Genomic DNA, 19,387 nt, shown 5'->3' on the forward strand with positions numbered 1-19,387 from the left:
ACGCGCGGCCCCTGAGGGCGCGCTCCGGGGACGGGCCCGGGGGCCGGCGGTACACGGGGAGGCGGACCGTGGGCGCACGGCCCGGGGAGCGGATGGCTGCGGCACACGTGCGTCTACTCTCCGCCCCTCGGCCGGATGACCTTGCCGGTCTCGGTCGTCGGCAGCGACGCGACCGCGGTGAACAGATGCGGCACCTGGGCGGGCGAGAGCCGTTCGCGGCAGAACCGCTCCAGTTCGGCGAGGCCGACGGTGTCCGGCGTGACGGTGGCCTTGATGCGCTGCCCCAGCACCGGATCGGCGTGGCCGGTCACCAGACAGGAGGCGACCGCCGGGTGGGCGAGCAGCGCGGCTTCGATCTCCTCGGGACTGATCTTGACACCGGCGACGTTGATGCAGGTGGACAGCCGCCCCGCGAGGACGAGTGCGTCACCCTCCCAGCGGGCGAGGTCGCCGGTGACGAACCCGCCTCGCAGGGGCCGGGCGTCGACCGTCCCGCCCTCGGCGTATCCGGACATCATCGAGGGCGAGGCGACGGTGACCAGTCCGTCGGCCCGGCCGGCCGCCACGCCGGCTCGGGCAACGGCCTCCTCGGCGCCACCGTCGGCCCCGTCGCCGTGCCCGTCCGGCGCCGCGGACCGTTCCGCCGGTGACGGCGCCGGCCCGGAGCCGCCCCCGTCCGGGTCGGTCAGGCGTACGGCCACACCCGGCAGCGGCGGGCCGGGCCAGCGGAGGTCCTCGCTCCAGGGCAGCGGGGCGCGGACGCAGATGGGCCCGGTCTCGGTGGTGCCGTAGACCTGGCCGATCCGGCCGCCCAGCCGGCTCGCGACCGCCCCGGCCGTGTGGGCGTCCAGCGGCATCCCGGCGGACAGGAACCCGACCGGGGGCCCGGGCAGTTCGTCGCGCGCCGCCTTGGCGAGCAGCCGCAGCATCGGGGGCACACCGACGAAGAGCGACACGCCGGCCTCGGCGAGATCCCGGAGCAGCAGCCGCGGCCGTTCGGCCGAGAGGTACCGGACCGGGGCGCCGGCGAGAGGGGCGGCCACCGCGCAGAGGCCGAACCCGTAGGCGTGCTGGAGCGGTACGGGGCAGGCCAGCAGCCCGGACGGGGAGAGGTCCAGCGCCGTGCGGTAGTGGTCGGCCTCGGCGAGCAGGGCGGCGGCGGAGCGCAGCGCGGCCCGCGGCACCCCGGTGGTGCCGGAGGTGATCTGTGCGGTGGCGGCCTGCCGGTACGCCTCGTGCCGTCGGTCCGGGCCGCGGCTCAGGGACCGTTCGCCGTGCACGCCGGCGGCCGTGCGCAGTGTCAGCGGGCTGTCCCGCGGGGTGGCGAGGTGGGTGAGCGGAAGGCGGGCCCGGAGCCGCTCCAGCTCCCATGCGGTGAGCCGGCGCGGCAGCGGGACGGCGACGGCGCCCACGGCGACGATCGTGAACAGATCGCTGATGAATTCGGCGGGCGGCCAGGCGAGGGTGCCCACGAGCGCGGACTCCCCCACGCCGCACGCGCGGTACGCCCGGATCCTGGCGTCCACGCGTTCGACGAGCTGTCGCGCGCCGGTGGTGTGGCCGCCCTCGATGATCAGGGGGGTGTCCCCCAGTCGCCCGGCCTGTTCGCGGAGGCGCAGGAGCAGTTCCTCCCGCGCCGCGGAGGCGTCCGCCCCGGACACCGCTGGGGACGTCATCACACCAGGCTGATCAGAGCCCTGCTCAGGGCCCCTGATGCCTTGTCGATGACTTCCCTGGTGTGTGCGGTGCTGAGGAACCAGGGTTCCAGCGCATTGGGGTGGAAGTAGACTCCGGCCCGCTGGGCCTGCATCTGGAACCTGCGGTGGTGGGAGAAGTCGATGGCGGACGCGGTCTCCCGGAGCCCCGCGCCGCTCCGAACGGGGCGCTTGAGCAGGGAGACCGACATGATGGAACCGACCCGGCTGATCAGCACGTTCCGCTTCTCCGCGGCGAACACCTCGCGCAGCGACTGCTCCGCGTAGGCGCCGATGTCCTCCAGCTCCTCGTACAGCCCGGGGGTCGCGCGGATCTTCCGCAGCATGGCGACGACGGCCCGGAGCGCCGCGTGGTTGCCCGCGTACACGCCCGCGTGGTGTGCCTCGTTGGAGGCGAGCATGGTCATCGCGGACTTCCGTCCGCCGAAGGCGGCGACCGGGAATCCCCCGCCGAGGACCTTGGAGAGCACGGTGAGGTCGGGCTCGACGCCGTAGCGTTCCTGAGCGCCGCCGCGGGCCACCCGGAAGCCGGTGATCACCTCGTCGAAGACGAGCTTCGCGCCGCTGCGGGTGGTGAGGTCGCGGAGGAGTTCGAGGAAGCCCGGGGCGGGCGGGATCACACAGGCGTTGACCAGGACCGGTTCCAGGATGACCGCGGCGATGCGGTCCCCGCAGCGGGCGAAGAGGTCGCGCACCGCCTGCTCGTCGTTCCACGGCAGCTGGCGGGTGTGGGCCAGGGCTTCCGGGATCATCCCCGGTGCGCCGGGGACGACGTCGGTCGGTTCGTGACCCTGCAGGTGCAGGGTGTTCTTGCCCACCCGGAGCACGGTCTCGCTCCACCCGTGGTAGTGGCCCTCGAAGGTGACCACCAGGGAGCGTCCGGTGGCGGCACGGGCGAGCCGCAGGACCGAGGTGATGGCCTCCGTACCGGAGTTGGCGAACCGTACCTGTTCCACACCGGGGACCAGCTCGGCGATGAGGGCCCCGGCCTCCGCGTCCTGCGCGTGGGGCAGTCCGGTCATGTGCCCCTGGGCGAACTGGTCGGCCACCTCGTCCAGGACCTCGCGGTCGGCGTAGCCGAACACATGGGGTCCGTACCCCATGTTGAAGTCGACGATCTCGGTGTCCTCGACGTCCCACAGCAGACAGCCCCGGGCCCGCCGGACGACCAGTGGCACCGGAATCGACGCGGCGCGCATGCTGCTGCTGACCCCGCCGGCGACCACCTCTCTGATGTCCTCCAGCAGACCGGCATTGGTCGGTCGGGTGGCGCCCGAATCTCCCACTGCGAACCTCCGTCATCAACGGCTCTGGTGGATCTGGCCTGGCTGCGCACTGATCGAACGACGGCTCTCAGCCTGCCGCAAGTGCTCTGCCGCCAACAGCAGGCACATGCGGATTGGCTGGATTGCACGGGTTCGGCCGACAGCTCCCGATGACAGGATGCGGGCTGCGGACGGAGTGAGAGGAGAGGCCGCACGGGCAGGAGTGGCCGCCCCCGTACCGAGGAGGGAAACAGTGCCGTCTCGACCCGTCGCCGTGGTGACCGGGGCCGGATCGGGCCTGGGAGCCGCGATCACGGTACGCCTCGCCGCGACACACGATCTGATCCTCACCCACCTCGCCGCCGACGACGGACTGGCCCGGACCACCGGCCGTGCCGTGTCCGCCGGGGCCGCGGTGCTGGGTGAGGTGACCGGGGATCTGACCCTGCCGGAGACCGTGGACCGGTTCACCGACGGCGTGGCCGCCCACGGGGCCCGGCTGGACGTTCTGGTGTGCAACGCCGGTGCCTATCCGTACGCTCCCTGGGCGGACACCACGCGGGACGACATCCGGGCCGCGATCGAGATCAACCTGCTGGCGCACGCCGCCTGCATCCGGGCGGTCACCCCGCACCTCGTGGCGCGGGCCACCGGCCGGATCGTCGCGATCTCCTCCGTGCTCACCCAGCTGGGGCGGGCCGAACTCGCCCCCTACATCGCGGCGAAGGGCGGGCTGGAGGCGCTCGTCCGGGCACTGGCCCGGGAGCTGGGCCCGCACGGCATCACCGTGAACGGCGTCCGCCCCGGATCGATCGAGCTGAGTCCCGAGCAGCGGTCCCACCCCGACTATCCCTCCTGGCGGGAGCGGGAGTTCACCCGCCAGTGCATCAAGCGCCACGGACATCCGGACGATATTGCTGCTGCGGTGGCGTTCCTGGTCTCTCCCGAGGCGGGGTTCATCACCGGTCAGCACCTGACGGTCGACGGCGGCTGGCACCTCAACTGAGCCGCACACACGGTGAATCGAGGACATCGGAACGGATGACGTACACCACCAGGCCGCACCTTCCGGGCGGACACTCGGACGAGGCACCGCCGGGCCCGTCCGGCACCGGACTCCCCCACCCGACTCCCCTGCCGATTCCGGGCCCGGCCCCCGCCCCGGCCCCTGCCCCTGCCCCGGAACACGGATCCGGCGGCCGCTCCCCGGTCCCGGAGGGAGGTTCCGCACTCTCCCGCATCCTGCTGATCCGGCACGCGCAGTCGCACGCCAGCGTCAACCGGCTGGTCGCCGGGGAGCGGAACTGCGACGGTCTCACCGACCTGGGCCGCGAGCAGTCCGCGCACCTGGCGAAACGGCTGGCCTCGGGGGCCGACCCGCTGCACGCGCTGCTGACCAGCCCCGTACCGCGGGCCCGGGAGACCGCCGAGGCCCTGGGCACCCACCTGGGGCTCGGCCCGCCGGCGGTCGACACCGAGGTCCGCGAACTCGACTTCGGCCGGGCCGACGGCCTGTCCATCCAGGAGTACGGCCAGCACTACGGGGGGTTCGACATGACGGCCGAACCGGAGCGGCCGTTCGCCCCCGGCGGCGAGAGCTGGGCCCAACTGCTCAGCCGGGCACGCGGGTTCATGGGGCGGCTGGTGCGGCAGCGCCCCCGGCAGAGTGTGCTCGTCGTCTGCCACTCGGGGTTCATCGTGGCGGCCTCGGTGGGGCTGCTCGGCATCGCGCCACCGGAGATGTTCACCGACACCTCCCCGGCACCGACCTCCATCAACGAGTTCGTGCACGGCGACGACGGGTGGCGGCTGGCGTGCTACGACGACCGGGCGCACCTCGCCGCGCTGGAGGGCTGACCCGGCGATCACACTCCCGCCCCGCCCGGGTGGCTCCGCCGGAGGCGTCTGCCGGGGCCGTCCGCGCCGGCGGCTCCGGCGGACCGGCCACCACGGGCGGGCACCCGGGTCAGTAGCTGTTCCGGGACGAGTCCAGATGGGCGAACACCACCACGTTGTCCTTGTAGTCCCTGGCCTTCCGGTCGTACTCGCCCCCGCAGGTGATCACGCGGAGCTGGGGCGAGGCGGTGTCGGCGTACACCCGCTTGCTGGGGAAGTTCGCCTTGCTGAAGGTCTCGACGGAGTCGACCCGGAAGGTCACGACCCGGCCGTCCGCCCGGGTGATGTGGATGTCGCTGCCGGGCCTGAGCTTGTCGAGCTGCACGAACACGGCGGGGCCGGTCTTGGTGTCCACGTGCCCCGCGATGATCGAGGCGCCGCGCTCCCCGGGTGCGGCTCCGTCCCGGTACCAGCCGACGAGGTTGGTGTCCCCCGCGGGCGGTGCGTTGAGCTGCCCGGAGGCGCCGAGGGTCAGGGGGGTGAACGGCGCGTCGACGGCGATCTCCGGGATCGAGATCCGCCGGGGCGCGGAACGGGGCAGCGACGGGGCCCGGGTGGGGGTGGCGGTGGGCGCGTCCGGGGTCGGAGGGGCCATGGCCGAGGGCGGGGCCTCGGGTTTGGCGTCCGGCTCGGTGCTGTCGAAGGTGTTGTGGAGGACGAGGGCGCCGAACACCACGAGCAGGGCCGGCCACAGCAGGGCACGACCGAAGGGGCGGGACGGGGGCGCGGTCCGGGACGGGTTCGGCTGGGGCGGCTTCACCGGAGGCATGGGTGGGATGAGGCCTTTCGTGGGAGCGGATGGAGCAGCAGCGCGCGGAGCCGTCGTCCGTCAGGCACCGCGAACGTGTCGGGTTCCGGATGCGACGGGCCCGGTAAGCGGAGCCCGGGGCGGCGGAAATGCAGGCGCCGCGGCCACCGCCGGTGAGCGGTGACCGCGACGGCACAGCACATGCCGAGTGGGGCGGCCCGGTCAGGCAGCCGCGTCACCCGCGGCGTTGCGGCGGCGGCGCAGCATGTACGCGCCGGCACCGATGCCGCCGAGGGCGAGCGCCGAACCGGCCGCCAGGCCACCGCCGGACTCGGCCAGGCCACCGCCACCGGTGTGCACACCACCGTGCGGCCGACGGCCCTCCCACGACTTCTCGTGGTCCCCACGCTCACGGGACTCCTCGCCGCGGTCACGGCCGGAGGACGAACCGCTGTCCTCACGGCTGGACGAACCGCTGTCCTCACGGCTGGACGAACCGCTGTCCTCACGGCGGGAGGACGAGCCGCCGTCCTGGTCCCAGTCGTCGGCCGGCGTCGCGGCGAGGGCCCCGCCACCGGTGTGCATGCCGCCGTGCGGCTTGCGGCCCTCCCAGGACTTCTCGTGGTCCCCACGCTCACGGGACTGCTTGCCATGGTCCTCGTCATCCATCGACGACAGAGCCAGAGCACCACCACCGGTGTGCACACCACCGTGCGGCTTACGCCCCTCCCACGACTTCTCGTGATCGCCGTCGTGCTCGCGGCTGGAGGAGGACTCCGAGTCCCGCCCCCCGTCGTCGGACAGGGTCACGGCGTTCGCGGCCGGGCCGGTGACAGCGAGAACCACGGTGATGGCAGCTGATGCGAAAACGGTGCGGGCTGTGCGCATGAGACAGATTCCTTTCGCCGCAGGCTGCGAAGGCTGACACGTCGTCGGCACATCGGATCGCAGTGGCGACGTCCTCACCCTCGGCCCGAACAGGACCCCGCACCACTGGAGAAGTCAGCATTCGGGGGACCTCGTGGGCTGGACGAGTGGCCCGGCGGCCGACAATCACCCATTGGACGGTGTGGCGCGGCGGTGCGGCGTCATCCCGATGGGGTAGTGCGCGTCGCCGCGCGCTGTCCGCCCCGGTCAGCCGGGGTGCGGGCACCGCCGTCGGCGTCGGGGATCCGTCGGCGTGCCCCCGTCACGGCCCGGGAGATAATCCCATGGAAGCGGCAGAATATGGCGCATGTCAGGCAACCCGGGGCACCCCGCTTCCCTCGGACCTCCGGTACTGCCGGCGCACACCGCCTCCGGTGAGCGCCCCGGTCGCTACACGCCCGGCCCCGGGCACCCGGCGGACGGCGCGCGGCCGTCCGCCGGGGCCCCGTCTTCCGGAGCCCCGGCCTCCGAGGGGTACGGCCGTGCCGCGACCCGCCCCCGGCACACCCCGCCCCGCACCGCCGCCCGGACCGCCCCGACGGGAGCCGGCCGGTGAGCCGGACGCTGCGGGTACTGGTGACCAACGACGACGGCATCGGGTCGGAGGGGCTGCGGTGGCTGGCCCTCGCCGCACGCGAAGCGGGCCACGAGGTGACGGTGGCCGCGCCCGCCGCGGAGGCCAGCGGCTCCAGCGCCGCCCTGACGGCCGTGGAGGAGCACGGCCGGGTCGTCGTGGAGCGGCGGCGGCTGCCGGGACTGGACGGGGTGGCCGCGCACAGCGTCCGTGCGATGCCCGGGTTCATCGCGCTGATCGCCGCTCAGGGCGCCTTCGGCGCACCGCCCGACGTGGTGCTGTCCGGCATCAACCGCGGGCCGAACACGGGGCGCGCGGTCGTCCACTCCGGGACCGTCGGGGCGGCCGTCACCGCCGCGGTGAACGGCCTTCCGGCGATGGCCGTCTCGGTGGAGGTGGGCTCGCCCATGGAGTGGGCGGGCGCCGCGCACATCGCGCGCCGGCTGCTCCCGCTGCTGTGCCGGACCCGGATCGCGGCACCGGTGTTCAACGTCAACGTGCCCGGCGTGCCGCTCGAACGGATCCGCGGGCTGCGCCACGCCGGGCTCGCCCCGTTCGGCAGTGTGCGGACGACGGTCGCCGAACGGGGCCGGGGCTTCGTACGGATGACGCTCTCGGCAGCCCCGCCGGCGCCGGAACCGGACACCGACACGCATCTCCTGGCCCGCGGCTTCGCCACCCTCACCGTTCTGCACCCGCTCACCGCCGCACCGGCCGCGGGCCTGCCCCCGCTCCCGGACATCGCGCCCGGCTCCACCGCCTGACCGCCGCGGTACGGACGGCACCGCCCCCGTCCGGTACCACCGGTCGAAGGGTGTCGGCACCGCAGCCCGTGTCCCGGGCCCGTACGGCACGCACCCCCCTTACGCTCCCTGCTGTGGCCAGAGCGGCAGAAATCGTCAAGCGGCTGGTGATCGGCCGGGCGCTGCGCAGCGAGGAGACCCACGCGGCGGAGCTGCCGAAGCGGCTGGCCCTGCCGATCTTCGCTTCGGACGCGCTCTCCTCGGTGGCGTACGCGACGCAGGAGATGCTGCTGGTCCTCACCGTCGGCGGTCTGGCCTACACCTACCTCACCGGCTGGCTGGCCGGTGGCGTGGTGCTGCTGATGGCCGTGGTGGTGCTGTCCTACCGTCAGGTGGTCCGGGCCTATCCCAGCGGGGGCGGCAGTTACGAGGTCGTCTCCACCAATCTCGGACCGCGCTCCGGGCTGGTGGTGGCCGCCGCCCTGCTGGTGGACTACGTGATGACGGTCGCGGTGTCGGTGGCCGCGGGGGTCGACAACATCGTCTCCGCGGTGCCCTCGCTGCACGACGCCCGGGTGGGCCTGGCGCTGGCGTTCGTGGTGCTGCTGGCCGCGATCAATCTGCGCGGGGTGCGCGAATCCGGGCGGGCCTTCGCCGCACCGACCTATCTGTTCATCCTCGGGGTCCTCGTCATGTGCGCGATCGGGCTGGCCCGCTGGACGGCCGGGGACCCGCCGGTGGCGCAGAGCGCCGGCTACGGCATCCGCCCCGAGCCCGGGGAGGCCGATCTCGCCGGCGCGGCGGTGGTGATGCTGGCCCTCCGCGCCTTCTCCAGTGGCAGCAGCGCGCTGACCGGCGTGGAGGCGATCTCGAACGGGGTGCCCGCCTTCCGGCGGCCCAAGTCCCGCAACGCGGCGACGACGTTGGCGGCGATGGGGCTGATCGCGATCGTCCTGTTCTCCGGGGTGACGGCGCTGGCACTGATCTCCGACGTGCACATCGCGGACGACGCCTGCCGGCTGACCGGCTTCCCCGGCGACTGCGAGAACGCTCCGCAGCGCACCGTGATCGCGCAGGTGGCGGCCGCGGTGTTCGGCGGCGACGAGAGCTTCGGCTTCTACTACATCCAGACGGTCACCGCGCTGATCCTCATCCTGGCGGCCAACACGGCGTTCAACGGATTCCCGCTGCTGGCCTCGGTGTTGGCGCGCCACCGCTATCTGCCCCGGCAGCTGTACACGCGCGGGGACCGGCTGACGTACTCCAACGGCATCATCGCGCTGGCCACGGTGGCCGGGCTGCTGCTGTGGGTCTACCAGGCCTCGGTGACCAGCCTCATCCACCTCTACATCCTGGGTGTCTTCACCTCCTTCACCCTCTCCCAGATCGGCATGGTGCGGCACTGGAACCGCACGCTGCGGACCGGGACGGATCCGGCGGCGCGCCACCGGATCCACACCGCGCGGGTGATCAACGGGGTGGGCGCCGCGATCACCGGTCTGGTCCTGGTCATCGTGCTGGTGACGAAGTTCCTCGAAGGCGCGTGGCTGGCGGTCGCCGCGGCGGTCCTGCTGTGGCTGACCATGCGCGGCATCCGGCGCCACTACGACAGCACCGCGGCCGAGCTGGCCGTCACCGACCCCCGGGCGGAGTACCTGCCGCCGTCGCGCATCCATGTCGTGGTGCCGGTCTCCACCCTGCACAAGCCGACGCTGCGGGCGCTGGCGTACGCGCGGGCCCTGAAGCCGGACAGCCTGGAGGCGGTCACCGCCTCCGTGGAGCCGGAGGACGTCCGGCAGCTGCGGCGGCAGTGGGAGGAGGCGGGGATCGATGTGCCGCTGAAGGTGCTGGACTCCCCCTACCGGGAGATCACCCGCGCGATCGTCGGCCATGTGCGGTCCATCGGGGCCGGCAGCGGCCCCCGTGACGTGATCAACGTCATCATTCCGGAGTACGTGGTCGGGCACTGGTGGGAGCAGCCGCTGCACAACCAGTCCGCGCTGCGCCTGAAGAGCCGGCTGCTGTTCACCCCGGGGATCATGGTCACCAGCGTCCCGTGGCGGCTCTCCTCCTCAGCCCACGCCGCGGCGCGTTCGCCCGGCCAGGCGCCCGGTTCCGTCCGGCGGGGGGAGCCGCCGCCGTCCCGGCCGCGGCAGCCGTCCGGCGGTTCCGGGGACACGGGGTCCTGAGGCGGGCCTGCCCTGGAGCGGCCCGCTCTGCGGTGGGCCCGCTCTGTGGCCGGCCCGCTCTGTGGCCGGCCCGCTCTGTGGCCGGCGACACGGAATGCGGAACGAAAGATTCAGGCGTGGATCCGCAGCACCGGGGTATGCGGAAGTCGCGATCACCGGCACCACTGAGGACCGGACACGCGCATCAGGATTCGGCGCAGAAGGAGGGTGCCCGGTGCCCCATGTCATTTCGCCCAGCGAGCAGTGCGGGCCCCCGTTGTCGTGCGCGAGCGCGGCATACGACGGACGACCGGGCACCATCGCGGCGGCGCGGGACTTCGCCGCCGGTTTTCTCGCCGAGACGCAGGCCGCGGGTGGGGCGGCGGTCACCGCCCAGACCGTCGGCGTCGTGCGCCTGGTCGTCAGCGAACTGGTGACCAACGCGCTCAAGCACGCGCCCGGCCCCTGCTGGCTGGACCTCGACATCACGGGCGACACCCTGCGCATCACCGCGTGGGACACCGGCTCCGCGCTGCCCGCGGTCCTCCCCCACGACGCCGGGCGCGTCGGACAGCACGGTCTGGAGATCGTGGTGGCGCTGTGCCGCCGCCTCGAGATCGAGCAGCAGACGGCCGGCAAGCGCATCCGGGCGTACGTCGCCCTCTGACGGGGCGTCCCGGCGGCCCGGCGCGTTGCCGTCCGACCGACCAGGCTTCGGATGCGCCTCCCTCCCCGAGCACGGCCGGCAGCAGGCCCGGCACGAAGGACGCGGCCGGCCCTCCGCCGGTACGCGGAGGGCCGGTGGGCGGCAGGGTGAGCCGTTCAGAAGCCGAACAGCTGGGTCGTCCTGCCCTGCATGATGCAGCTGTTGTCGAACGTCGCCGTGTAGTTCATCCGGCGTCCCTGCCACACCCCTTCCGCGGTGACCGTCACCGGATCGTGGATGAAGGGACAGACGCGGCCCGGCTCGTTCTTGACGAGCAGGCCCGGTTTGCCGTTCACACCGCGCAGTTCGGAGCAGGCGGAGCGCGGATCCGGGTGGTCCCCGCCCGCCGTCGGGGTGCACCGCAGGGTGACCGCACGCTCCACCGTCGCCGTCCGCGGGTCCTCGCCCTTGCCGATCGTCAGCACCATGGCCGACGGCGCGAACAGACTCAGCGGCTGCGCGGACCCGCCGGGCTCGCCCGGCTCCGCGGGCTGTCCGCGTTGCCCGGACCGGACCGACTGCCCGGACCGGTCGGACTGTTCGGACCGGGCGCTCTGTCCGGGCTGTCCGGGTGCTTCGGACGCTGCGTGCGCCGGGCCGCCGGTCAGCGGGACGAGGCCCGCCACCAGTGCCGCGGTTGCTGCGATCCTCGTTGCCGGGTGTCGCATGTCAACTCCCTCGCTCGGGATGTCAGCTGGCCCCCAGAGCCTTGCGCAGACCCGCCACGGAAGCACATCGACCCACCCCGTCCCGGACACACCACCCGTCACCCCCGTGGCCGAACCGCATACCGGTCCAGGCCGGGGCGCTGCGCCGGGGTACCGGGGACCGCTGTTCGGCGGCCCCGGCCCGGCCCGTTCCGGCGCGGGGTGTCCGGCACCCGGAGCCCCCAGCAGCCCCGATGTCACCGGCCCCCGCGCCCCGGCCGTTCCGCGTCGGCCGAAACGGCTCAGTGGGTCCGTTCCGTGGCCGGGTCCACGTCCACGTCCGTGCCCGTGTCCGCCTCCGGACGGCGGTTCTCCGCGACGGCGCGCTCCGTCCGCCGGGCACGGGGAAAGAGCAGGAGGGAGCAGCCGAGGAGTGCGACGGCGACGAAGCCGAACGCCCCCCACAGGCTGAACGGACCGGTCCGGAAGGTGCCGGGCGCGAGGGCCTGGATTCCGGTCACCGCCGCCACCCCCAGGGCGCCGCCCGCCTGCTGACAGGCGGTCAGGGCACCGGACGCGGTGCCCTGGTCGTGGAGTGCGGCCGCGGCGCTGGCCAGCATGACCGCCGCCGGATAGGCCAGCGCGATGCCGGTGCCCACCAGGATCGCCGCCGGGAGGAGATGGGTGAGGTACGCGCCGTCCCGGACCGTGGTGAAGAGCAGTTGCCCGACGGCGATGACGGCCAGGCCGGCCAGGAGCAGCAGCGTCGTGGGACGGCGGTTCGCCAGCCGGGCGGCCGGGGTGGACAGGGCGCCCACGGCCAGCCCCTGGGGCAGGAAGGCGAGCCCCGCCGCCAGGGCGGAGTACCCGCGGTGCTCCTGGAGGTCGGTCGCCACCAGGAACATCGACCCCGTGACACCGGCGAAGGCACCGCCCAGCGCGAGACAGGCCGCCGCCATCCGGCGGTCGGTGACCAGCGGCAGCGGCAGCAGCGGGCGGGTGGTCCGGGCCTGGAGGACGAAGAACGCGACGGTCGCCGCGAGGCCCGCGCCGCCGACCACCGCGAGCTCGGGCGCCCCGGCGGCGCCGACCCGCCCGACGGCGTACACCACGGCGATCAGACCGCCCGTGATCAGCAGGGCGGACGGCCAGCCCATCGGCGTCCGGGGCGCCGCGGGACGCTCGTCGGGCGCGAGCACCCGGACGGCCGCCAGCAGGACGAACAGGCTCAGCGGCACGTAGAGCAGGAACGCGCCCCGCCAGCCGGACACCTCGGTCAGTACCCCGCCCACGACGACGCCGAGGGTGAAGCCCGCCGCGCCCATGGCGCTGAACACCCCGAGCGCGCGGTTGCGCGGGCCGCCCTCCGGGAAGCCGGTGACGATCAGTGCCACGGCGGCGGGTGCGGTGACGGCCGCGCCGACGCCCTGGAGCGCCCGGGCCGCGATCAGCCCGACCGGCTCCTGGGCGAGCGCGGCCCCGAGCGAACTCACCCCGAAGATCCCCACGCCGAGCAGGAACATCCGTCGGCGCCCCCAGTGGTCGGCGCACTTCCCGCCGGCCAGGAGCAGCCCGGCGTAGGTGGTGAGGAAGGCGCCGGCCACCAACTGGAGCTGGTCCGGGCGCAGTTCCAGACCACGATGGATTCCGGCCAGCTGCACATTGATGCTCGACAGGCTCATCCCCTCGAAGAGGATGGCCGTGCACAGCACCAGAAGTCTGGCCCACGCCCGCCGGTCGAACGTGAAGGGGGCGTCACCTGTGGGCTCTGGACTCGCGTTCACCTGGGCTCCTCGGTGTGGGAAGGGGACGGTCCGCGGCCACCGGTCCGACCGGGTCCGCGGGCCGTACGGGGATCACCGCCGCCCCGGAACCGGGCGGGCCCGCCGCGGCCCCGGACGCGCACCGCACGGTGCGGACGGTGGGCGGTCTCCGGGGCCGCCGCGGTGGTGCGGGGCGGCGTGCCGCCCGTGGGGCGACGTCTCATCCGCCTCCTCGCCCGTGCCCGGGTGCCGTCCCTGCCGGGTACACCGTCCAGCCGGGGCCGGCGGATTCGCCCCGCCAGGCGGCCAGCAGGGCAGCGCTGGCCGGGAAGAGCGGGCCGGGCGGTGCGTCGGGCAGGGCCCAGACCCAGCGGTCGAACACCTCGGGTTCGGGCAGTGCCGTGCGGGGGTCGGGACCGGTGGCGAGCGCCACCACGCCGGCGGTGACCTCGGTCCGGTCCGACGCGGTGCGGAGCGCCAGGGTGAAGACCCGGGCGCCCGCCACCTCGTGGACGCCGCTCTCCTCGGCGATCTCCCGGACGGCGGCCTCCTCGAAGGACTCGCCGGGCTCGACGTGGCCGCCCGGCAGGCACCAGGTCGCCGGCTCCCCGTCCTTGATCCGGTGGCCGATCAGCACCGCGCCGTCGGACCGCAGCAGCAGGGCTCCGACACCGACGACGGGCCGGCGGCCGGGGACCGGGGTGGTCATGCCGGGCCCTCCAGTTCCCGCAGCGCCGAGGCCGCGGCGTAGTGGCCGCTGATCATGGCCGCGACTATGCCGCGGAACAGCCCGCAGGCGTCCCCGGCGACCCAGGCCGGGGTGTCCAGCAGCCGCAGATCGCCGTCCACCACCGGGTACCAGCCGACCCCTTCGAGCGTGGGGCCGATCAGTCGCGTCCCCTCGCCCCGCACCGCCGGGAAGGCCGTGGCGAGACGGGACAGGCCGCGCGCCATGATCTCGCGCAGCTCCGGCCCGTAGACGTGATCGAAGGTCGCGACGGCCTCCGGCTCCTGGTCCATGAGCGCGTCCAGGGGGAGCGTGAAGTACGACTCCTCGTCGGCCATCGCGGCGAGCGCGGGCACCATGGCCCGCGTGGCCACCGTCTCGTCCAGGATGCGGGTGTTGAAGCCGACGTTGGACCGGCCGGTGGGCGGACAGTCCGAGCGTCCGGACACGGTCCACAGGCCGTGGGTCTCGGTGAGTGCCGCCTCGCCGTCGCGGCAGGCGCAGAAGGTCCGCCACTCGATGCCGGCATCCTCCTCGCGGAAGCGGAGCTTGGGGTCGAGCTGTTTCATGTCCCGGAAGAAGGCCAGCTCCGCGGGCTGTTCGATCCGGAAGCCGACCTCCAGGCGGCGGAAGGACCGCTCCCGGGTCAGGTCGCGCAGTCCGAGCGGCCCGAATCTGCCGCCGGCCAGGACGAGCCGCCGGGCGGCCAGTTCCGACTCCTGCCCCTTGGCGTCCCGGAGCGACAGCCGGAAGGTGTCCTTCGCGCGGTCGTAGGCGGCGCCCACCACTTCGGATTCGGTGAGGACGGTGGCGGCCGTGGCGGCCACCATGTCCTCGGTCAGCCGCAGGCGCGCCGCCAGGGAGAGATAGTCCGAGGGGTAGTCCTTGAGGATCCACTCACCGGAGCCCACCGAGTAGGCGGACGGGTCGGCGGGGAACGGGGGTGCGTCCAGGCCGTGGGAGCGGAGCAGACCGCAGGTCCAGTCGTAGGCGGCGCGCAGGTCCGCGGTGCGGGGCAGGGTCCACAGTTCGCTGGCCGACGGGTAGAAGGAGAACTTGCCGTCGGAGAACAGGCCCGCCCCTCCGTGGCCGCGCGTCATGTCGGTGGCGTCGTACCGGTCGCGTGCGGTGACGGGCTTGCCCCCGTCGATGAGGGCCACCGTGCACGACGTTCCGGCGAGCCGGTGGGCGGCGGCGAGTCCGGCGGGCCCGGCACCGATGACGGCCAGGTCGAAGGCGTTCACAGAGCTCCAAAAAGTGCGCATGGTCGAGTGCCGCGGGGCACAGGGGGACCGCGGCGGGAAGGGGGTACGGGCGCGCGGGCCGGGGCTCCGTCGGAGAGAGCCGGGGCTCCATCAGGACGAGGGCGCGGACACGGCTGCGGGAAGGCGGACTTCGTGGATGTCGCGGAGGTTGCGATGCCGTTCCGCGTAGTCGATTCCGTAGCCGGCGACCCAGTGCTGGGAGATGTCGAACCCCACATAGCGGGGTACCACCGGCTTGGTGACGGCGTGCGGCTTGCGCAGCAGCACACAGCAGTGCACCGAGGCGGGAGCGCGTTCGCGGCACCGGGCCATCAGCCAGGCGAGCGTGGTGCCGGTGTCGAGGATGTCCTCGACGAACAGCACGTCACGGCCGGTCAGGTCCTCGTCGATGTCCTTGAGAAGCCGGGGTTCGCCGGCCGTGCTGCCCCGTCCGTAGGTGGACACGGCAACCCAGTCCATGGTGATCGGCAGATCGATGGCCCGGCCCAGGTCGACGGTGAAGGCCGCCGCTCCCTTGAGGACGCCGACGACCACCGGAGGCCGGTCGCGGTAGTCGCGGGTGATCTCCGCCCCGAGCTGCCGGACCCGTTCCGCTATCCGTTCCCGAGGGAACAGGACGCGCGCGAGTTCCTGCCGTAAAGCCACTGCCGGTTCCCCGATGCCTTCCCGGCGATCCGTACCGCTCCTGGACGGACCGCACCACAGGTCCTTTTCCCCCGCACGCGGTCACTGTGCGGGTACAACAGTTCGTCAACTTACATCATTTCAGTAACCGTCGCATGACAGACCGCAGGACAGGACGGGGCGGCCGCAGCGCGGCGCACCGCCCGGTCAGGGCCGGGCGCGGCCCGAGCGGAACGACCTCCGCGGACCGCGCCACGCGGCCGGGCCACGTCCGCGACGCCGCCGGCAGAGGCAACCGGAACGCTCAGGACCCGGCCGGCCGACCGGCGTTCCGGATCCTCCGCAGAGCGCGGCGCAGGGCCGTCCCCGCGGGTTCCTCCAGCGCGGCGCCCTGGGAGCCGGCGATCACATGCTGGGCGATGGTGCGCATCTTGAGGTTGCTGTGCTGGGAGGCGTCGCGCAGCACCGCCCAGGCCTCTTCCGCGGTGCACTGCCCGGTGGCCATGAGTACCCCGCGGGCCTGGTCGATCACCGGTCTGGTCTCCAGTGCCCGTTTGAGCTGGGCGACTTCCCGCCGCAGGCGCTGCACTTCCTCCTCGACGCCCTCGGCGGCGCGGAACTCCCCTGCCACGACGGACAGTTCGCTGAGCGAATAGGAAACCGGCGACGGCCCACCGGAGCCACGACTTCCGGAACGCTCGCCGACCTGCCGGGCACGACCTCTCGTGTCACCCACTGATCACGTTCTCCCACTTGGCGTTCGGACTCCGCCCCCTCGGATCACCTGCCCTGCGGGCCCCGCCCCCACGCCACCGCCCCGCACGTTCCTCCCGTGTCGCCGGTCACGTCCGGCGGTGGAGCGGTTGCGCCGGTACGCCCGTGATGAGCGACCACATATGACGATCCGTCACACTTCGCAGTGAACTCCGCCGTTCCGCAAGGAACCGTGCCGAACGCTCGTCCCGCCCCGGCGGTGTCACTGCTCCCGCATGCCCCAGGGCGCACCGTAGGAGGCCAGACGGTCGAGGAACGGGCCCGGCGGCAGCGCCTCGGGGCCCAGCACCCCCACTCCGCCCCAGACGTTCTCGGCCATCAGCTCCATGGCGATCACCGGATTGATCGCGGTCTGCCAGACAACCGCCTGGGAGCCGTACTCGCTCATGGACCACTGGTTGTCGACGACGTGGTACAGGTACAGCTCCCGCGGGATACCGGCCCTGCTGCCCTTGACCCAGGTGCCCGCGCACGTCCGGCCCCGCATCCGCTCGCCGAGGGTCGCCGGGTCGGGGAGGCAGGCGGCCACCACGTCCCGCGGGGCGACCTGCACGGCGCCGACGGCCACGGGGTCGGTCCGGTCGAGGCCCAGTCGGTGCAGGGTGCCGAGCGTCCCGATCACCTCGCTGCCCAGCCCGTACTTGAACGTGACGCGCCGGGCCTCGACACGGCGCGGAATGAGCAGCACCTCCTCGTGCTCCACGTTGACGCATTCGAGGGGGCCGATCCCTTCGGGGAAGTCGAAGATCTCGGGTTCGCTGAACGGCTCGGTGGTGAACCACTGCCGGCCGGGCGGGCGGTCCGCCTCGTAGACGACGGGCGGGTTGAGGCACTCCTCGATCATGGTCCAGATGGAGAACGACGGGGCGAAGGCGTACCCGTCCACGACCAGATCCGCTCCGTCGCGGACGCCGATCTCCTCGATCTCGTCGAAGAGTTCGTCCGCCGCGTACCGGGCGAAGACGTCCGAGAGGCCCGGTTCGACGCCCATGCCCACGAGGGCGAGCCGGCCGCGGTCCCGCCACTGCTCGTCGAGGGCGAACTGCTCGTCGCCCAGCTTGACGCCGCACTCCTCGTAGGGCCGCTCCGGGTGCGGCCTGGACAGCGACATCGCCATGTCCAGATAGTGGCTCCCGGCGTCGAGCGCGGCGCGGAACAGCGGCATGACGAAGCGGGGATCGGTGGCGTTGAGCAGGACGTCGCAGCGGTGCGAGGCGAGGAGCTCGCGGACGCCCGCCTCGTCGGAGGCGTCCACCCGGGCCGCGACGAAGCGGGAGTCACCGACGGAGCCCACGGCCGCCCGGGCCCGCTCCGGGTCGTAATCGGCCACCACCATGTGGTTGAAGAAGTCACGGCGGGCGGCGATCCGCACCGCGGCAGTGCCGACCCCGCCTGCACCGACCAGGAGAATCCTCACAGCCGTCCTTCCTCGCCCGGGAGCGGGTCGGGTCCGGCACTCCGCCGGCACTCCCGACACCGCCCCGGGCAGCACCTGCGGGCCCGATGCCAGGAATGATCCGTCACCCGGGGACACCCTTCAACCGCTCGGGAGCCGGCTCGCGCAGCTGGGCGGCGGGCGCCGTCGGCCGGCGGGCCCGACGGAGGCCGGGCCCCTCGCTCGTACCGCCGGGAGGACGGACGGCGCACCGCACGGCGCCAGGGGACCTCAGCTCGCCACGGACTCCGCGTGCCGCCGTTCCTCCGGAACCGGAGGCCGCCCGGAGGGCAGCGCCGCGGCCACCGCCGGTTCGCGGTTGCGGAACGCCCACTCCAGCCGCGGCTCCATGACCGGACGCAGCAGCCGCCGCACCGGCGCGGAGGTGAGCGCCAGAGCCAGGCCGACCCCCAGGACGGTCACCACCACCTGGCCGAGCGGGGTGTGCCAGAAGGCCGCGTCGAACCAGTTCTCCCATGCCGCCGTACGGATGAAGAAGCCGTGCAGCAGATAGGCGCAGAGCGTGCCCGCGCCCAGTGGGGTGAACCAGGTGTCGCGCCGCGGCACCCACGCCAGGAAGGCGGCCACCAGCACGAGCGAACACGCCGTCATCGCCAGCGTCATCGCCGCCCCGACCGGCCAGGCCACGTGCAGCTCGCTCCAGCCGCGGCTGTGGAACACCCACTCGGCGGTCATCCGCCCCTTCACCCAGTACGCCATGGCCGCGGCCGCGGCCATGGCGGGAACGGCGGCGATCCGCACCGGCCTGGACCGCAGCAGCTCCCAGTGCTCGGGACGCATGACCAGGCCGATCACGAAGAAGGGGAGGAACTGCAGGACCCGGTCGAGGTTGAACACCGGACCCGGCTCACCCGCGGCGCCGACCAGGGCGATGACGACGGCGAGCCCCACCGCGACATCGGCGCGCAGCACCCGCCACAGGGGCGCGGTGAGCCGCCAGACGAAGAGCGCGGCCAGGAACCAGGTGAGATACCAGGGCGAGAGCAGACTGAGGTCGTTGCTCCGGCCGTCCACCGCGTTGCCGTAGAGGGTGTAGGCCGTCTCGAAGACCGCATAGGGCACGGCGACACCGGTGATCAGCCGCTTCACCTGGTTCGGGCGGAAGGCGAAGCTCCGCGAGAAGTAGCCGGAGATCAGAATGAACACCGGCATGTGGAACATGTAGACGAACAGGTAGGCGGCCCACATGGCATGGCTGTCCTTCAGGGGCTGCCATGCGTGGCCCACCACCACCAGCACGATGGCCAGCAGTTTCGCGTTGTCGAAGAACGGGTCACGGGCAGTCCCCTGCACCGCCGGCACGCCTCGCGTCACACAGCCTCCTCTGTCGGCGCGTCGGGTTTCGTGTGGACCGCCGGGGGCGATGCCCCTCTGATCCACCCCTGGCAC

17 protein-coding genes are annotated in these 19,387 nt (G+C 73.3%); 5 read left to right on the forward strand and 12 right to left on the reverse strand.

All coding sequences use genetic code 11. The features are described from left to right. Positions 1-113: 113 nt before the first annotated feature. Positions 114-1,676 carry a class I adenylate-forming enzyme family protein gene (locus ABT112_RS01785; RefSeq protein ID WP_351504403.1) on the reverse strand — a complete coding sequence of 521 codons (1,563 nt, stop codon included), beginning with the start codon at positions 1,674-1,676 and terminating at the stop codon, positions 114-116. After that, the gene (locus ABT112_RS01790; protein WP_351504405.1) at positions 1,676-3,001 is read right to left on the reverse strand and encodes an aspartate aminotransferase family protein; all 1,326 of its coding nucleotides are present in this window, start codon (positions 2,999-3,001) and stop codon (positions 1,676-1,678) included. Before ABT112_RS01790 ends, ABT112_RS01785 begins: the two co-directional genes overlap by 1 nt. A gap of 232 nt (positions 3,002-3,233) precedes the next feature. On the opposite strand from ABT112_RS01790, the gene ABT112_RS01795 reads away from it, so the two are divergent. Further along, positions 3,234-3,986: an SDR family NAD(P)-dependent oxidoreductase gene (locus ABT112_RS01795; protein WP_351504407.1), complete on the forward strand. Its 753-nt coding sequence runs from the start codon at positions 3,234-3,236 to the stop codon at positions 3,984-3,986. Positions 3,987-4,021: 35 nt separating this feature from the next. After that, positions 4,022-4,837, forward strand: a complete 816-nt coding sequence (locus ABT112_RS01800; RefSeq protein WP_351504409.1) for a histidine phosphatase family protein — start codon at positions 4,022-4,024, stop codon at positions 4,835-4,837. Positions 4,838-4,946: 109 nt separating this feature from the next. On the opposite strand, the gene ABT112_RS01805 is transcribed toward ABT112_RS01800, so the two are convergent. Together ABT112_RS01805 and ABT112_RS01810 are read right to left on the reverse strand one after the other, a co-directional pair. Continuing rightward, positions 4,947-5,645 carry a class F sortase gene (locus ABT112_RS01805; protein WP_351504411.1) on the reverse strand — a complete coding sequence of 233 codons (699 nt, stop codon included), beginning with the start codon at positions 5,643-5,645 and terminating at the stop codon, positions 4,947-4,949. A gap of 201 nt (positions 5,646-5,846) precedes the next feature. Then, a complete protein-coding gene (locus ABT112_RS01810) occupies positions 5,847-6,512 on the reverse strand; it encodes a hypothetical protein (protein WP_351504413.1) in 666 nt (221 codons plus the stop codon). Between the two features lie 591 nt (positions 6,513-7,103). On the opposite strand from ABT112_RS01810, the gene surE reads away from it, so the two are divergent. The 3 genes from surE to ABT112_RS01825 all read left to right on the forward strand — a co-directional run bounded on the left by surE (position 7,104) and on the right by ABT112_RS01825 (position 10,703). Beyond that, on the forward strand, positions 7,104-7,889 hold the full coding sequence (surE, locus tag ABT112_RS01815) for a 5'/3'-nucleotidase SurE (RefSeq protein WP_351504415.1): 786 nt from the start codon (positions 7,104-7,106) through the stop codon (positions 7,887-7,889). A 113-nt stretch (positions 7,890-8,002) separates the two neighbouring features. Further along, positions 8,003-10,057 (forward strand): amino acid permease, encoded by a 2,055-nt coding sequence (locus ABT112_RS01820; protein ID WP_351504417.1) that lies wholly within the window; start codon positions 8,003-8,005, stop codon positions 10,055-10,057. 214 nt (positions 10,058-10,271) lie between these two features. After that, entirely contained in the window at positions 10,272-10,703 is a 432-nt protein-coding gene (locus ABT112_RS01825) for an ATP-binding protein (RefSeq protein WP_351504419.1), read from the forward strand. 155 nt (positions 10,704-10,858) lie between these two features. Here the strand turns inward: ABT112_RS01825 and ABT112_RS01830 are convergent, their stop codons facing one another. The 8 genes from ABT112_RS01830 to ABT112_RS01865 form a co-directional block, all read right to left on the reverse strand. Beyond that, positions 10,859-11,410: a subtilase-type protease inhibitor gene (locus ABT112_RS01830; protein WP_351504421.1), complete on the reverse strand. Its 552-nt coding sequence runs from the start codon at positions 11,408-11,410 to the stop codon at positions 10,859-10,861. Positions 11,411-11,691: 281 nt separating this feature from the next. Further along, complete coding sequence (locus ABT112_RS01835) at positions 11,692-13,173, reverse strand: MFS transporter (RefSeq protein WP_351504423.1); 1,482 nt, start codon at positions 13,171-13,173, stop codon at positions 11,692-11,694. A gap of 199 nt (positions 13,174-13,372) precedes the next feature. After that, positions 13,373-13,861, reverse strand: coding sequence for a nucleotide triphosphate diphosphatase NUDT15 (locus ABT112_RS01840; RefSeq protein ID WP_351504425.1), 489 nt, complete (start codon positions 13,859-13,861; stop codon positions 13,373-13,375). Beyond that, positions 13,858-15,123 (reverse strand): hypothetical protein, encoded by a 1,266-nt coding sequence (locus ABT112_RS01845; RefSeq protein WP_351504427.1) that lies wholly within the window; start codon positions 15,121-15,123, stop codon positions 13,858-13,860. Before ABT112_RS01845 ends, ABT112_RS01840 begins: the two co-directional genes overlap by 4 nt. A 111-nt stretch (positions 15,124-15,234) precedes the next feature. Continuing rightward, on the reverse strand, positions 15,235-15,789 hold the full coding sequence (hpt, locus tag ABT112_RS01850) for a hypoxanthine phosphoribosyltransferase (RefSeq protein WP_351504429.1): 555 nt from the start codon (positions 15,787-15,789) through the stop codon (positions 15,235-15,237). Between the two features lie 283 nt (positions 15,790-16,072). Continuing rightward, positions 16,073-16,399: an ANTAR domain-containing response regulator gene (locus ABT112_RS01855; protein WP_351504431.1), complete on the reverse strand. Its 327-nt coding sequence runs from the start codon at positions 16,397-16,399 to the stop codon at positions 16,073-16,075. 345 nt (positions 16,400-16,744) lie between these two features. Beyond that, a complete protein-coding gene (locus tag ABT112_RS01860; protein WP_351504432.1) occupies positions 16,745-17,959 on the reverse strand; it encodes a saccharopine dehydrogenase family protein in 1,215 nt (404 codons plus the stop codon). Between the two features lie 249 nt (positions 17,960-18,208). Beyond that, entirely contained in the window at positions 18,209-19,312 is a 1,104-nt protein-coding gene (locus tag ABT112_RS01865; RefSeq protein ID WP_351504435.1) for an acyltransferase family protein, read from the reverse strand. Positions 19,313-19,387 lie beyond the last annotated feature (75 nt).

Source organism: Streptomyces sp. NPDC002055 (genome assembly GCF_040296705.1).
Lineage (GTDB): Bacteria > Actinomycetota > Actinomycetes > Streptomycetales > Streptomycetaceae > Streptomyces.

Bases quoted from the DNA above. Each gene is read 5' to 3' on its own strand.
- ABT112_RS01785 (WP_351504403.1), bottom strand. From the start codon at position 1,676: ATGACGTCCCCAGCGGTGTCCGGGGCGGACGCCTCCGCGGCGCGGGAG.
- ABT112_RS01800 (WP_351504409.1), top strand. From the start codon at position 4,022: ATGACGTACACCACCAGGCCGCACCTTCCGGGCGGACACTCGGACGAG.
- ABT112_RS01805 (WP_351504411.1), bottom strand. From the start codon at position 5,645: ATGCCTCCGGTGAAGCCGCCCCAGCCGAACCCGTCCCGGACCGCGCCC.
- ABT112_RS01810 (WP_351504413.1), bottom strand. From the start codon at position 6,512: ATGCGCACAGCCCGCACCGTTTTCGCATCAGCTGCCATCACCGTGGTT.
- ABT112_RS01830 (WP_351504421.1), bottom strand. From the start codon at position 11,410: ATGCGACACCCGGCAACGAGGATCGCAGCAACCGCGGCACTGGTGGCG.
- ABT112_RS01840 (WP_351504425.1), bottom strand. From the start codon at position 13,861: ATGACCACCCCGGTCCCCGGCCGCCGGCCCGTCGTCGGTGTCGGAGCC.